Genomic DNA, 14,327 nt, shown 5'->3' with positions numbered 1-14,327 from the left:
ATTTATTGAAATTGCGGCCAAAAATCACCGTTCACTTCTTTAAAATCAGCAATCAGTTGCTTTGCCAAATCAGCATCGCGGACAATACGGTTTTCAGTAAACGCCTGCAGCAGCTTGAAGTCATCCTTATCCAAAATGGCATCAACCAGCAGTTTTTCACACGCATACTGATTCTCCAGCAGCCCCTTTTCAAACTGCGGAACCGGACCGTAATGCAGCGGAACAATTTCCTCCTTACCAATACGGCAAGCTACCTCCAGCATCATTCCGGCATCCAGATTTGGACAAATACCGTCATTCTTAACCATTACCAAACCGATTTCATTCGCATTGTTGATGATTGAAAGCACCAACTCTACTAAATATGCCGCGTGCACATCGTTGTCCGCATAAACAGTCGAAGCTGCCTGCGGATTGTCTACTTTATAGTCCGGATTAATTTTCGCGCTGATATCGTATTTCGTACCCTTCATTTTACCCAGCGCCGCGATTTCTTTACAATATGCAAATACCATCGTTTCCCGGCCCTGAATGACCTCATCATACCGAGTATGCCGGATATCATAATGTTTTAGACATTTATCTGGATAAAGATAATACAGGTTGTAGGTATTCGGCAATGCATACGGGAAATCATGAAGCATTTCCAGATGGTGCAGGAAGGTAATTCCCCAATGGTCATCTTTCCCTTTGATTTTTGCGGTAAATTGTTCATGAACCTCATCATAATGCTCTTTTACATAAGCAAGCAGCTCAGGCAGATAATCATGTCCGCTCTTTTTATCGTAAAGACCGGTAAACCATCCAAAGTGATTCAAACCGAAGAATTTCGGATATATCTGTGAGCGTTTTACATGAATCAAGGGCAGATAAGCATCCAGTACCGATGTTGGCATATCACAGATATTCACCAATTTCTTATCATGCGGAAACAAGCGCTTCGTGGCCTCAGCCACAATCGCAGCCGGATTAGAGTAATTGATGATCCATGCATCCTTGGAATAGGTGCGAATATCCTTAATCATATCAATCATTTGCACGACGCTTCTGACCCCGTATGCCAGCCCTCCCGGTCCGCAGGTTTCCTGACCGATGCAGTTGTACCGATACGGTACCTTTTCATCGTTATTGCGCTGATCCATACCGCCTGCGCGAATTTGGACAAAGGCAAAATCTATATCCTGAAACGCTTCTTCTTTATCCAGAGTATACGAATATTCAAGTTCCGGATAGTATTCCTGAAACATAATTCTTCCATACTCCCCGACGATCTTCTGCCGTTCTTCATCATTGTCAAACAGCACCACTTTTTTCAATGGGAAGTCTTTTTGCATCATACAAAGTAATTCCATCATGTCCGGGGTATATGTGCTTCCCCCGCCACAGATGACAACTGAATATTTTTTCATAGGCTCTCCTTTTAAGCAGCATAAATACACTTCGCGAAGTAATTAAACAGCTTATAAACAAATTATAAAAAGAAAAGCTCAAATGTAAATAAGTTAACCTGTTTTAGAATTTTGTGTCTTTTTTAGTAACCTGTTACATCAATCGAAGGAAATAATCAGCAGATAAAACAGCTGAAATAACCTGTCAAACCAAAATAAAAGGAACCATTCCGTTTGGTCATCCAAATTTCAAGGTTCCTTAACGATTATTTCATCAAGAAAATGAAACATCATTTTATATATTGATAATATTTCAGAATACCGTCCATAGCTTTTACAAACTGCGGATAGATTGCCTGATAAAACGCATCGTCCATCGGCTGATATAGTTTTTGATAAGCTTCTTTGATCGACTGTTTCTGCCGCTCATTGCCCGTTCCATAAAAATATGCCTGATTTTCATTCACAATGGCTTTCAGCGTGCGAATATATCCCATGATATCATTGCCCAGAGTTCCGAATTCAAAGGTGGCTGCATACATTTTCTTATCAGGAAATGTCTGGTACAAATAATCAATTTCATCTCCATAAATTTCATAAAATTCCTGTGCGTCACTTTTCACTACATCAGGATATTGAAAATTTTCTTTCATTTCCTTTGAGCTCTGTTTTTCAAAACGCGAATTCACAATACTCATGTGATTCGCCGGTCCGTATCCAGTATGCATATCCAACAGAATTACTTCTTCATACTTGGTGAAATATTCCTGATACAAAGCTTTCATGATTGCGGTTGCCGGTTCATCTTCATGGCCGCCGTAATACAGTCCCTTATCACATACAAACTGTCCAAGCGTCATCGCCTTTTCGATATTACCCATTCCCATTTTCATTAGTAAAGACACGGTCGATCCAACAAAACGAATCGTTTCCAGAAATGCATGCCGGTAACCGCGGGCAGGCTGAAACAGTTTCGCAGCTTTCAAATAGAAAGGATTCGCATCCGCAGCTGCTTTTGTGAAATCTACCATGAAGTTGCGGTTCAGATCGACATTGTGCTCATTGGTTTTCCGATAGTGCTTCATGCCCCAGGAATTCATACCATGGATCAATACGATTCCGATCGATGCATCCAGATTAGGTAAATACTCTTTGATAAAGCATTGAATCAGACCTGCTCCTACATAGCCCTCTATGCCGTGCTGACCGCTGGTAATAAACAGCAGTTTCTTTTTGTCTGTTCCCTCACGGCAAAATAGATCAATCGTACAGTCATCAATGATCGGCAATGCCTTTACTTTACCATATTGTTTTCCGCATGCTTCACGAAACATTGTCCGGCTTGTTTCATAATCGGAAGCAAAACCGCTTTTAAAGTTAGAAAGGTCCATACGCAAAACCTGTCGCCAGCATGATAAATATCACAGAAACCGCAAACAGCATCAGCTGCAGCTTATAGGTGAAGCGAAACCACTTTCCGTAACTGACCATTGTCAGACCAAGAGCAATCAAAAGTACCGGATTGGTCGGGAAAATCACGTTTGAGAAACCATCTCCAAAGCAGAACGCAAGTACCGATGTCTGACGGGTAATTCCCACCAAATCCGCCAACGGGGTGATGATTGGCATTACCAGGAACGCTTTTGCGGTAGCTGATCCAATAAAGAAATTCAGCGCCAATACCAGGAAGAAAATAAAAATACCCGCAGCGTAAATATTCGATGAAGAGATCAGTGAGGAGGCTGAATAGAGAATCGTGTCCATGATTCCACCCTCAGAAATAATGAATTTTACTGACATTGCCAATAAAATCAGAATGATACCCGGAGCAATCCCGGCAATTCCACCGGCGAATGCTTTCAGCACCTCCTTAAAGCGCAGGCCGGCAATCTTCCCGCATCCGATTCCTGCTAAAAAGAATAATAAACCTACCAAGGGCAGTGAAAGATCAGAAATAACCGAAACAAAAGATGCCGAAAGCATAACAATGAAGATTACTGTAAAGGAAGCAAGCAGAAAATAGCGAGCTTTCTTCAGCTGTTCATTATCTTCCATATCCAACAACTGTGAACCATGATTGCTTCCGCTATTGTAAAGCAGTGATTTGCTCGGGTCTTTATCTATCTTTTTCGCATAATGAAGAATATAAGAGGTTAGAATCAGATAGACAACCGCAAAGATCAATAACCGATATAAAAGACCACTGAAGGCCGGCAGTCCGGCAATGCTTTGGGCAACCCCAATGGAGAAAGGATTTGTCATCGCAGCGGAAAATCCAAACGCTGTAGCAAGCAGGGATATGCCAAGCCCCACCATAGCATCCCAGCCAAGTGAATAGGATAGCGTTACAATGATCGGCACTAGCGGAATTGCCTCTTCAAAAACTCCTAATACCCCTCCAAGAATCATAAAAAACAAAATAACCAAAGGAATGATCCGATACTTGTGATTTTTTACTTTTTCCACAATTAAGGCAATTGTGCTGGTCAGCACACCGCTCTTTTGTAATATCGCAAACGAGCCGCCAATCGCACAGATAAACAGAATAATCATGGAAATCATCAGTCCATCCTCACTGAAAAGAACTTCCACAGGTGCTGTTATCAGATGCCATAAAGGATACTTAGCCTCATGAATCACATGATAGCTGCCGGATACAATTACTTCTCGGCCATCTTTTATGACTCGATCAAACATTCCCTGAGGAATGATCTGGGTCATGGCTCCAGCGATCAAGACCAAAATAACCAAGATAGCCAATGAGCTAAGAAATGATTTTGTACTAATCTTTACACTGGATCGTGAATCCTGCTGTTCCATAGAATAAGCCCCCTTTTCCTAAAGTGTAGTCCCATTCCTTTGAGGATTCAACAAAAAAGGCGAAATCCATCGCCTTTTATCTCTACATTGCCGGCTGTGCCTTTAATAACCCAACCATAAATTCTTTTAAAGCTTTTCCGATAGAATAACTAATATGGGCAGTTATTCCTTCATGTGTACTCTGCATGAAGAATTGAATCATGTAGTCATTATCATTTCCATGACTGTCATCAATCATAAGAATAAACAGAATAAATAGGTAATTATCATTTATATACTGTTTTTCAGCTTCACTCAGATGATCCATGGAATATGGATATTCTTCCAACACATGCTGATCACAGATCATCATATATAACTGTTCCAAATTAAACTCTTGCGGGAAATTAATTTCTTTTCCATCTACAAACAAAGATTCTCCATGCTGAGTCAAATGAAACTGTAAAGCAAAATCTTTTGCCCGCACACACAATGGCAGTCTCCAATCTTCAAAAGCATCGATGATTCCATTATCATTCATATCCTTAAAAGCATAACCATCTGATTCTAAGATGCGAATGCCGGAACCCGGGAAATAACCAATTGTTTTCCCGTTTTCATTCACGATGAGGCCGCGATTCTGTGCGTGCACGAGCTTCCATTTCTTTTCCATGAAATACCTCCGCTCTCTATTTGCATTATAGCACTTACATCGGCATAATTTATCGAACTATTGTGTGAAATTATCGCATATACTTCCATTCGCTTTAAAAACAGAAATACTATTTGTTCACAAATGTCTACCTTTATAAATAGTATAAAAGGTAGACAAATAATCAAATTCAGACACCCATATTATAGCATAAAAACACTTTACCCAATCATAAATTGATATTTCCTTAAGTAGACAATTTCAAACAAAATGACGAGAATGGAGGATCATTTATGAAAAAATTTTTATCCGTATTTCTTTCACTAAGTTTGTGCTTTTGCTTCCTTTCCCGCACCGAAGCAAAATCAGCAGCAGACATCACATCCCTTCAGCAAATAAACGGTTCTGGATCATATCGCCTCACGGCTGATATCACAGCTGACAAAAATCTCGAAATTTCCGCTTCCGATGCAGTCATATTGGATTTGAACGGTCATACGATACAGCTGCAGGAAAAATCCATAATCAATCAAGGATCATTAACAATTCAAGATCGTAAAGCAACCGGAAAAATTCTAACTGACAATACTATTTTGATCCGCAACAATGCCAGCTTATATATAGCCGGGGGTTCTTATGAAACAAAAACAGTGGGCGGGGCGGTCTTCTTGAACGCAAATGCAGACAGCTATCTTCAGATCGACGATGCTTCCGTTGAAGCACGCAGCTATGCTGTCTATAATAAAGGAAAAGCCATCATCAATCAGGGCACCTTTCACTCTTCATCATCAAACACAGATAAAACTGCAAGCGGTGCTACTTTCTTTGCTTACTGTATAGCCAATAAGGATTTGCCAACTGCCTCAATGACCATCAATAATGCCAAAGTAACCGGTGTTCAGGGAGCAGTAGCCAATGCCACCGGAAATATCATAATTAAAGATGGTTACTTTGCGACCGAAAAAGATAATCCGAAATCTTTTTACGCACTCTATGTTGCCGGGGAATACAATGTAGCCCACGGGGAAATCTACGGCGGATATTTCTATAGTCCTAAATATGCAGTCAGTGTAGGCAACGATAATACCGATGGTGACGGTGGAGTCAACGCAGAAGCGACAACTGAAATTTATGGAGGTTCCTTTTACGGGGATCAGGGAGCTGTTCAATATGCCCCGATCACAGGTAAAAATCCATATATTCTTGGTGGTACATTCAATTCTGATATATCTGCCTATTTAGCCGATAATGCTATCATGAAAGAAGCCGACGGTTTGTTTACCGTGGGTAAAAAGCTTTCATCCATAACGATGCCAGAAACCCTTTCTGTTTCCGTTCATACAAAACGAAGCCTTTCTCCAGTAATTGATCCGGCAGATACGATTGAAACTATTTCTTGGACTTCCAGTGATCCTTCCATTGTATCCGTCGATCAAAACGGTACTATAACAGCTCATAAAAAAGGATCTGCTGTCATCAAGGCTGTGGCTGCTTCCGCGCAGGCTCAATGTCAAATTCAAGTCTATCAATTAGATGTACCAGGTCAGGAAACGACATCAGGTTCTGTATCTTCAAATATCAAAGATCAAGCTTCTAAAAACATCATTTATCAATTTCTGGATCAGGCTATAAACGATCCAAATTCCAGCTTGGATCCCGCTACGAAAACCAATTTACAAAATGCCATTACCGCTGGTAAAAAAATTACCGTATTACCTGCTGCTAAGCCGCTTAAAGCAAATACAATCAATTCAGATATAAAAAAATCAATTACAAAAGCAGCAGAAAAGCTCAATCAGAAAAACCAAACTATCATCTTTGGCGAATATCTGGATATATCTTTAAACATCGAGGCTGATGAACAACCATTAGGATCGATCCATGAGCTGCCGGCTCCGATCAAAATATCAATTTCAATTCCGAAGAAGTTAATAAAGCCAAATCGAACCTATTATATTATTCGGTACCATGACGGAAAAGCAGATGTTCTTCCGACCAGTCAGTCTTCTGACACATTAACATTTGAAACGGATCGTTTCTCAACCTATGCGATCGTTTATACCGATTCCCCAAAAGCTTCAGCCAACACATATGATTCTACTGATCCAATTTCATGGACATCAGTGATGATTTTGTCCGCCATAACATCAATTTTATGTGTTATCAGTTATCGTTCGATAAAAAAATTCGGTTAATTACCGAATTTTTTATTTTGCGCTTCCACCAGCTGTTTAATAACGGTTACACATTCATCAACACCAAAGCGGCTGGAATCTAAGGAAACATGATAGTTCTCAACCTTGCCCCATTTCTTATCCGTATAGTAATTATAGTAATTCGCACGGCGTTTATCGATTTTCTCAATTTCCTTTTCAAGATTATCGCCATCAACCTCATAAGAAGTTCTTGCCCGCTCGATACGGGAACGCATGTTAGCGTGAATAAACACATTAATGCATTCCGGATGATCCTTTAAAACATAATCTGCGCAACGCCCGACAATAACGGCTGAACCCTGCATAGCTATTGACTCAATAACCTCAGACTGTACTAAGAACATACGATCGTTCAGCGACATTTCATTAATAGAAGTGATTGGTGAACCCAGCGTATAGCCCATTGCGGCCAACAGATGAAATCCGCGGCTGGTACTTTCGCCCTCGGTTTCAAACAGCTCCTTATCAATGCCGCTTTCTTTTGCGGCCAATTCCAGCAGCTCCTTATCATAAAACGGTATATTCAATTCCTTCGCTAGTTTCTGTCCGATTTCACGACCGCCGCTGCCAAACTGTCTGCTGATGGTAATCAACGTCTTTTTCATAAGACATTCCTCCTTACCTTTGTTACCTATATTATACTACGTTTTCAAAGATCCTTCATGCCATTTAAAAATTTTCTCATGCATACGATTATCTTTTTTTCTGTTTTTCAGCTACACTATACATGAGGTGAAGTTATGAAAACCATATTTATTGCGTATCCGAAGTGCAGTACCTGCCGCAATGCGGAAAAATATCTGAAAGCGCATGCTATTGATTATGAATTTCGCCACATCACTGAAGCAGTACCTACTGCTGATGAGCTGCGAAACTGGATATCTCAAAATGACTTTCCCATTCGTAAATTATTCAATACATCCGGAAATGTATATAAACAGCTGAATCTGAAAGAGAAGCTGGACTTAATGAGGGAAGAAGAAATGCTGCAGCTGCTGTCGAGCAATGGTATGCTGATCAAAAGACCGATACTGATTCAGGGAAATAGAATGATCAACGGATATTCAGCTGAAAAATACGATGCTTTCTTTTCCGGTCAAGATTTTGTATAATAATAAAAAGGGGTGAAGCTATGGAACTAGGACAATCACGGGAAGATTATCTGGAATGCTTGCTGATGCTGGAGGAAAACGGTAAAATCCGTTCAGTTGATGTTGCCAAAAAAATGAATGTATCAAAGCCTTCGGTAAATAAAGCTATGAATGTTCTGAAAGAATATGGTTTTATTTCCCAGGAAAACTATGGTGACATCCATCTTACGGAAAATGGCAGAGCACTGGCGGAAAATATACTGAACCGACATCGCACGCTGCGGGGGTTTTTGTTGGAGGTTTTGAAAGTAGAAGCTTCACAGGCAGAGGAAGATGCCTGTAAAATAGAACATGTATTAAGTGAGGAAACCTTTATAAAACTCAGCAATTTTTATCATTCTTATCAAAATCACGAGTAATCGTGATTTTTTTACAGCTTTTTTGTTCTCATTCCTTATCCTGAATCCTGATTTCTTTTTATACTTTCCAAATGATTCTCTGATTATTCAGATTCATATTGTTTTTAACCTAGCTGCATCCATAATTTCAAAAAAAGAATGCATACAATGCATTCTTTAGCTCCGATGATTTTTGCGCTGTTCCAGATAAATAGAAAGTACTGCGATATCTGCTGGGTTGACCCCGGATATACGGGAAGCCTGACCCATAGTAAGCGGCTGAATTTGTGACAGCTTCTGACGAGCCTCTAATGATAAATGGATGACCTCCTGATAATCCAAATCATCCGGAAGCTTCACATTTTCTAGCTGACGAAGATGCTGGGCATCACGCCGTGCTTTTTTGATATAGCCCTCATATTTCAGTTCAATCTCCAGCTGCTTAACAGTATCTTCATCCATTTCAAATGGTAAATAAGGACTTAGCCCCATCGCTGTAACATGGGGACGGCGAAGCAGATCAGCAGCACTCATACCTTCACTCAGTGGCGGATATCCGATTTTCTGCATATACTCATTCACATCGGAATGAATGGAGAATTTCACCTGTTTTAATCGTTCCATGTCCTGTGCAACCGCTCGCTGCTTATCACAATAGGTCTGATAGCGTGCATCAGAAATTAATCCGATTTCATATCCGTACTGAGTCAAACGCACATCTGCGTTATCATGGCGCAGCAGCAGTCGATATTCCGCTCGGGAAGTAAGCAGGCGGTATGGTTCATTCGTCCCTTTGGTAACCAGATCGTCGATCATAACCCCAATATACGCTTCATCTCGGCGCAGCACCAGCGGTTCTTCATGATTCAGCTTATGCACTGCATTTATGCCTGCGATCAGCCCCTGGGCTGCGGCTTCCTCATATCCGCTGGTACCGTTGATCTGTCCCGCGGTAAATAGATTTTCAATCCGTTTATTTTCCAGGGAAGGCTTGCACTGCAGCGGATCGATCGCATCATACTCGATCGCATATGCATATTTTTTGATGCGGCAGTTTTCCAGTCCCGGCAGACTGTGCAGCATCTGATCCTGTATATCGTGCGGCATGGATGTGGAAAACCCTTGAATATATGTTGTATCCAGTTCCTTGCTTTCCGGTTCCAGAAAAATCTGGTGACGCTCCTTATCAGCAAATCGTACAAGTTTATCCTCAATGGAAGGACAATAGCGAGGACCAACGCCCTCTACCAATCCGGAGTACATCGCGGAACGCTCCAAATTTTCACGGATAATTTTATGGGTTTTGGGAGTCGTGTAGGTTAAATAACAGAGAACCTGCTCAGCAAACGGCTTGATCTTCTTTGTTTCATATGAGAAACACACAAATGCATCAGTACCAGGCTGCACCGTAGTTTTAGAAAAATCGATAGAGTCTGTATACACCCGCGCCGGTGTACCTGTCTTTAACCGAAAGGTTTTGAGTCCGGCATCACGCAGCGATTGTGACAGATTCACTGTAGTCGGTTCCTGATCGGGACCGCTGTATACAAAATCATGACCTACCATTACCTTACTGGTCATAAACGTTCCGGTCGTCATAATGACAATTTTGCTTCGCTCCACCAATCCGTCAGCAAGCTTGACCCCGCACACTTTTCCTTTATCACAAATCACCTGTTCAATCATCATCTCTTTTACTTCCAGATGTTCCTGTCGCAGGAGCACCTCCTGCATGTAGCGTGCATATGCCAGTTTGTCCGACTGTACCCGCAGGCTTTGCACCCCAGGGCCCTTTGTCGTGTTCAGCATCTTAAACTGCAGTGCTGTCGCATCTGCAGCTTTTCCCATTTCGCCCCCCAAAGCATCAATTTCACGTACAACAATTCCTTTCGCCGGGCCTCCGACACTGGGATTGCAGGGCATAGTCGCTATCATATCAATATGCATTGTATATAACACGGTATCTTTTCCTAATCGAGCGCAAGCCAATGCTGCTTCTACTCCAGCATGACCGCCGCCGATAACTATAACATCTCTCATTGTAATTCTCCTATTCAATACGTGTATTATAATACAAAAAGAAAAGGGATGTACCCTTTTTCAGTATTTATTTTGATTTCTGCCGGCGCAGTTCCATTGACAAATCATAGAGATGAATATCCTGCAATCTATAAGCTTCCGTATTACGATGATGACAAATCCAAGCGGAAAGAAACAGCATGCCGGTGAGGATTCCCAAATATATCATATCTTTGTAGGCTTTCTGATATCCCGAATAGCAGGTAAGCCCAAGCATTATCAGTGCCGCCAGGGTCAACAGTCGGCATAGCCAGGGATGAGACTTTATCTGATATTTTCGCATGCAACGCATAACACACCTCCAGCAATCTGCTATGTAGAAAATATACCCAGAAAAAAACGGTTTATGCATTGAAAAGCAGTTCCTTATCAGGGTGCTTGTTGACAGAGCGCAGATATTTCCTTATTCTATTATCATTGGAAGGTGATCTTATGGATTTTACAGCCGTAGTCGTAACTTTAGGAGTTTTGGTTGGTATAGAGGTTATCTATACCATCTATCATTTCTGGAGCAAGCATCAGCAGCAAACCGCCGTTTTTCAAAATTGGGGCGAACATTCCTCCTCAGGTTCTTTCAGTAAAGACGAGCTTTCCTTTATAAAAGAACAGACGCAGGAACATTATGAACCCTTCCAAGTAGACGATATCACCTGGAATGATCTGGATATGGATATTGTTTATCAGCAGATGAATCAATGCTTAAGTGCGGCTGGTGATCAGGCGCTCTACCATATGCTTAGAAATCCCCTGTACGATCCTGCTGCCATCACGCAACGCCATGCGATGCTGGAATGGGCAATGAATGATGAAGCCGGAAGAAATCTGATTCGCAGCGCCCTGATTAAGACTGACAGCCGAGGTGAAATTGCGATTGATGCACTGTATACCAAGCCTAAAAACGTCAAAATGATTTCACAGCCGCTGGTCTACATCCTAGCCGGTCTACCGGTATTCTTTCTGATTGCCGGAATCTTTTACTGGCCGATACTGACCTACGCATTTTTAATCGGCTTCATTAACTGCTTTCTGGCCAATTCCATACGTAAAAATATGGCAGATGATTTTGACTCTGCGTTATACCTATACAGCTATGCCCGCTCTTTGCAGGCAATTTCTAAAGCATCGCTCCCCCCGTTTATCCAGGATCAGTACCCACTGAAGAAAACCGCAAAAGCATTAGGAAGTATCAAGCGTTCCTTATTTCCTGATATCCACAGTGGAGACGGTTTCTTTCTGCTGATTATCGGCAATGCACTGCTTGGTGAAGCATTTACGTATTATCGGCTTCGCGATCATCTGTTTCAGCATCGTAAAAACATCGAAACCGCCGTTACGATCATCGGTGAGATGGATGCTTTGATCAGCACGGCTTCCTATTATCAAACACTGACGAAAACCTGTACGGCAGAATTTGTCAGCGATCATATTCTGGAAGCAAAAACAATGATTCATCCACTGCTTGAGAATCCCGTTCCCAATGATGTCGACCTGCATCAGAATATCTTGATATCCGGCTCTAACGCGTCCGGAAAATCAACTTACCTGAAAATGATCGCAATCAATACCATCTTTGCCCAAAGCTTCGGTTTTGCCTTGGCAGCTTCCTACCGCGCGTGCATCTTCCAGATTTATACATCCATGTCACTGCGGGATTCTCTGGAAACGAATGACAGCTATTTCGTTGCGGAAATCAAATCAATCAAGCGTATCCTCGATCATATACACGATGAAATTCCGATTCTATGCATGATCGATGAAATTCTGCGCGGTACTAACACCGGTGAGCGAATTGCGGCGGCGAGTGAAGTACTGATGGCACTGAGCCGTTCCCAAGCGTTATGTCTGGCAGCTACCCACGATCTGGAACTGACCCGTATCCTTTCTAATCACTATCAGAACCGTCATTTTACTGAATCTCTGCAGGATGATCAGATGCAGTTTGATTATCATATCCATGAAGGAGCGTCACACAGCCGTAATGCGCTGGCATTGCTTACCCGACTGGATTTTGACCGCAATGTTGTCAAGCAAGCAGAAGAACAGCTTCAATACTATGAAACCAACGGGGTTTGGAAAAAATTGCGGGAGGTGAGCGGATATGAAAAATAAATTTCTGTTTCTGGATGGAAGATTTGGAATGGAACCGCTCTTCCCAATCAAGGATGATGAAATATCAACTGTACACAAATATTATCGTTCCTTCCTGGATACAAGCCTGCATACGCTGGATGACATTACTTGGAATGACCTGGATCTGGATACAATCTATCGAAATATGAACGCGACTTACAGCGGAGCAGGTGATTTCATGCTGTACGGTATGCTCAGACAGCCTTGCTTATCCAATGAATCCCTGCATCATCGGCTGACTGTGATGAACTGGGCTCGTAACGAAGTCGAAGAGCGTGATGCAGTCATTCATCATTTATATGGAGCCGGCAAACGCTATGAGGATGATTTAGAACAGCCGTTCCAGCATGATTACAGTAATTCTTCCCGTCAGTACCGCTCTCGCGCACTTGTTTACAGTATGTTTATATCTGCCGCTTTCGCATTTTTAATGCCGATGCCATTTGCGGTCATTGCCGGCGTGCTGTTGATCTACAATATTTTTCGATCCTTCATTCTTCATAAACAGCTCGAGAATGAGATGGACTCCCTCGTTTATATGCTTTCTCATATTGAAACAGTGCATCAGCTGGCCGCTGAACCTTTCACCGGATTACCCGGATTAAAGAAGCATCTGGAAGAACTCAGCGAAGCCATGCACGATGTACATGCCAGACGTTCTCTGGATTATTTTGAAAAGAGCTCCTCTACCCTGAATTTCCTGTTTCAAAGTGAATCCATTTACTATGATAAATACGCTAAAGCAATCTATGAACGACAGGATATCGTTCGTGATATCTTTCAAACGATTGGTACGCTTGATGCCTGTATCGCTGCCGCTTCCTATCAAGATTATGCACATGCATCTGACAATGTATTGCTATCAGAGGAAGGACGCTTCATCGACGCGACAGATATGATCCATCCATTGCTTGAAAATCCTGTTTCCAATCATGTGGATATACACGAAAATCGTTTGATTACCGGCTCCAATGCGACGGGAAAATCTACCTATCTCAAAATGATTGCCATCAATGCGATTTTCGCTCAATCCTTCCATTTTGCATTTGCAAAGCAATATCGCGCTTCCTATTTCAAGATCGCAACCTCTATGACGCTTCACGACGATCTGTTTCAAAATGAAAGCACCTTTGTGGCGGAAGTGAAATCGCTTCATTCGCTGCTGGAGCTTTGCCATGATGATATCCCTGCCTTATGCATGGTCGATGAGATCCTGCGCGGTACTAACACACTGGAGCGGATCGCTGCCAGCTCAGCCATTTTGCATCAGTTTGCCCAGTCCAACTGTATTTGTCTGGGGGCAACCCATGATATCGAACTGACGCATATTTTGGAAAAGGATTATCAAAATTATCATTTTACGGAAAAAATGGAAAAAGATAAAATGGTGTTTGATTACAAAATTCACCGCGGCCCTACCACAACCCGCAACGCGATCTCACTGTTAAAGATTCTGGGCTATCAAAGCGATTTGATCGAACAGGCAAAATCACGCTTGAATCATTTTGAACAGCAAGGCGAATGGGAAACCATCGCATCTTAAAAAAGGACTAGAAATTTAGAAAGCTATTCAA

12 protein-coding genes are annotated in these 14,327 nt (G+C 41.9%); 5 read left to right on the top strand and 7 right to left on the bottom strand.

The window, feature by feature from the left end:
- Positions 1–2: 2 nt before the first annotated feature.
- The 4 genes from GSF08_RS02180 to GSF08_RS02165 all read right to left on the bottom strand — a co-directional run bounded on the left by GSF08_RS02180 (position 3) and on the right by GSF08_RS02165 (position 4,860).
- Positions 3–1,409 carry a family 4 glycosyl hydrolase gene (locus GSF08_RS02180; RefSeq protein ID WP_160624237.1) on the bottom strand — a complete coding sequence of 469 codons (1,407 nt, stop codon included), beginning with the start codon at positions 1,407–1,409 and terminating at the stop codon, positions 3–5.
- 269 nt (positions 1,410–1,678) lie between these two features.
- Positions 1,679–2,779: a M14 family metallopeptidase gene (locus GSF08_RS02175; RefSeq protein ID WP_160624236.1), complete on the bottom strand. Its 1,101-nt coding sequence runs from the start codon at positions 2,777–2,779 to the stop codon at positions 1,679–1,681.
- Entirely contained in the window at positions 2,766–4,208 is a 1,443-nt protein-coding gene (locus GSF08_RS02170; RefSeq protein ID WP_160624235.1) for a YfcC family protein, read from the bottom strand. The genes GSF08_RS02175 and GSF08_RS02170 overlap by 14 nt, the downstream gene beginning before the upstream one ends.
- Before the next feature lie 82 nt (positions 4,209–4,290).
- Positions 4,291–4,860, bottom strand: a complete 570-nt coding sequence (locus tag GSF08_RS02165) for a hypothetical protein (RefSeq protein WP_160624234.1) — start codon at positions 4,858–4,860, stop codon at positions 4,291–4,293.
- A gap of 272 nt (positions 4,861–5,132) precedes the next feature.
- Between GSF08_RS02165 and GSF08_RS02160 the strand changes: the two genes are divergently transcribed.
- On the top strand, positions 5,133–7,034 hold the full coding sequence (locus GSF08_RS02160; protein WP_160624233.1) for an Ig-like domain-containing protein: 1,902 nt from the start codon (positions 5,133–5,135) through the stop codon (positions 7,032–7,034).
- Here GSF08_RS02160 and GSF08_RS02155 read toward each other — a convergent pair.
- Complete coding sequence (locus GSF08_RS02155) at positions 7,031–7,660, bottom strand: cytidylate kinase-like family protein (protein WP_160624232.1); 630 nt, start codon at positions 7,658–7,660, stop codon at positions 7,031–7,033. The two genes, GSF08_RS02160 and GSF08_RS02155, sit on opposite strands and share 4 nt — an antisense overlap.
- A 135-nt stretch (positions 7,661–7,795) precedes the next feature.
- On the opposite strand from GSF08_RS02155, the gene GSF08_RS02150 reads away from it, so the two are divergent.
- Positions 7,796–8,167 (top strand): arsenate reductase family protein, encoded by a 372-nt coding sequence (locus GSF08_RS02150; RefSeq protein WP_160624231.1) that lies wholly within the window; start codon positions 7,796–7,798, stop codon positions 8,165–8,167.
- A 20-nt stretch (positions 8,168–8,187) separates the two neighbouring features.
- The gene (locus GSF08_RS02145; RefSeq protein WP_160624230.1) at positions 8,188–8,565 is read left to right on the top strand and encodes a metal-dependent transcriptional regulator; all 378 of its coding nucleotides are present in this window, start codon (positions 8,188–8,190) and stop codon (positions 8,563–8,565) included.
- Between the two features lie 156 nt (positions 8,566–8,721).
- On the opposite strand, the gene mnmG is transcribed toward GSF08_RS02145, so the two are convergent.
- Positions 8,722–10,584: a tRNA uridine-5-carboxymethylaminomethyl(34) synthesis enzyme MnmG gene (mnmG, locus tag GSF08_RS02140; RefSeq protein WP_160624229.1), complete on the bottom strand. Its 1,863-nt coding sequence runs from the start codon at positions 10,582–10,584 to the stop codon at positions 8,722–8,724.
- A 67-nt stretch (positions 10,585–10,651) separates the two neighbouring features.
- Positions 10,652–10,915: a hypothetical protein gene (locus GSF08_RS02135; protein WP_160624228.1), complete on the bottom strand. Its 264-nt coding sequence runs from the start codon at positions 10,913–10,915 to the stop codon at positions 10,652–10,654.
- 140 nt (positions 10,916–11,055) lie between these two features.
- On the opposite strand from GSF08_RS02135, the gene GSF08_RS02130 reads away from it, so the two are divergent.
- Entirely contained in the window at positions 11,056–12,732 is a 1,677-nt protein-coding gene (locus GSF08_RS02130) for a MutS-related protein (protein WP_160624227.1), read from the top strand.
- Positions 12,722–14,296: a MutS-related protein gene (locus GSF08_RS02125; RefSeq protein ID WP_160624226.1), complete on the top strand. Its 1,575-nt coding sequence runs from the start codon at positions 12,722–12,724 to the stop codon at positions 14,294–14,296. Before GSF08_RS02130 ends, GSF08_RS02125 begins: the two co-directional genes overlap by 11 nt.
- Positions 14,297–14,327: the final 31 nt, after the last annotated feature.

Origin of the sequence: Copranaerobaculum intestinale, assembly GCF_009831105.1 — a bacterium.
In the GTDB taxonomy this organism is placed as follows: Bacteria; Bacillota_I; Bacilli_A; order Erysipelotrichales; family Erysipelotrichaceae; genus Copranaerobaculum; species Copranaerobaculum intestinale.
This window is presented reverse-complemented; position numbering and strand designations above follow the sequence as displayed.

What these genes read in the sequence shown, in the direction of transcription:
- GSF08_RS02145 (WP_160624230.1), top strand. Translation starts at nt 8,188, where the DNA reads ATGGAACTAGGACAATCACGGGAAGATTATCTGGAATGCTTGCTGATG.
- GSF08_RS02165 (WP_160624234.1), bottom strand. Translation starts at nt 4,860, where the DNA reads ATGGAAAAGAAATGGAAGCTCGTGCACGCACAGAATCGCGGCCTCATC.
- GSF08_RS02160 (WP_160624233.1), top strand. Translation starts at nt 5,133, where the DNA reads ATGAAAAAATTTTTATCCGTATTTCTTTCACTAAGTTTGTGCTTTTGC.
- GSF08_RS02170 (WP_160624235.1), bottom strand. Translation starts at nt 4,208, where the DNA reads ATGGAACAGCAGGATTCACGATCCAGTGTAAAGATTAGTACAAAATCA.
- mnmG (WP_160624229.1), bottom strand. Translation starts at nt 10,584, where the DNA reads ATGAGAGATGTTATAGTTATCGGCGGCGGTCATGCTGGAGTAGAAGCA.
- GSF08_RS02125 (WP_160624226.1), top strand. Translation starts at nt 12,722, where the DNA reads ATGAAAAATAAATTTCTGTTTCTGGATGGAAGATTTGGAATGGAACCG.
- GSF08_RS02150 (WP_160624231.1), top strand. Translation starts at nt 7,796, where the DNA reads ATGAAAACCATATTTATTGCGTATCCGAAGTGCAGTACCTGCCGCAAT.
- GSF08_RS02135 (WP_160624228.1), bottom strand. Translation starts at nt 10,915, where the DNA reads ATGCGTTGCATGCGAAAATATCAGATAAAGTCTCATCCCTGGCTATGC.
- GSF08_RS02155 (WP_160624232.1), bottom strand. Translation starts at nt 7,660, where the DNA reads ATGAAAAAGACGTTGATTACCATCAGCAGACAGTTTGGCAGCGGCGGT.
- GSF08_RS02180 (WP_160624237.1), bottom strand. Translation starts at nt 1,409, where the DNA reads ATGAAAAAATATTCAGTTGTCATCTGTGGCGGGGGAAGCACATATACC.
- GSF08_RS02175 (WP_160624236.1), bottom strand. Translation starts at nt 2,779, where the DNA reads ATGGACCTTTCTAACTTTAAAAGCGGTTTTGCTTCCGATTATGAAACA.
- GSF08_RS02130 (WP_160624227.1), top strand. Translation starts at nt 11,056, where the DNA reads ATGGATTTTACAGCCGTAGTCGTAACTTTAGGAGTTTTGGTTGGTATA.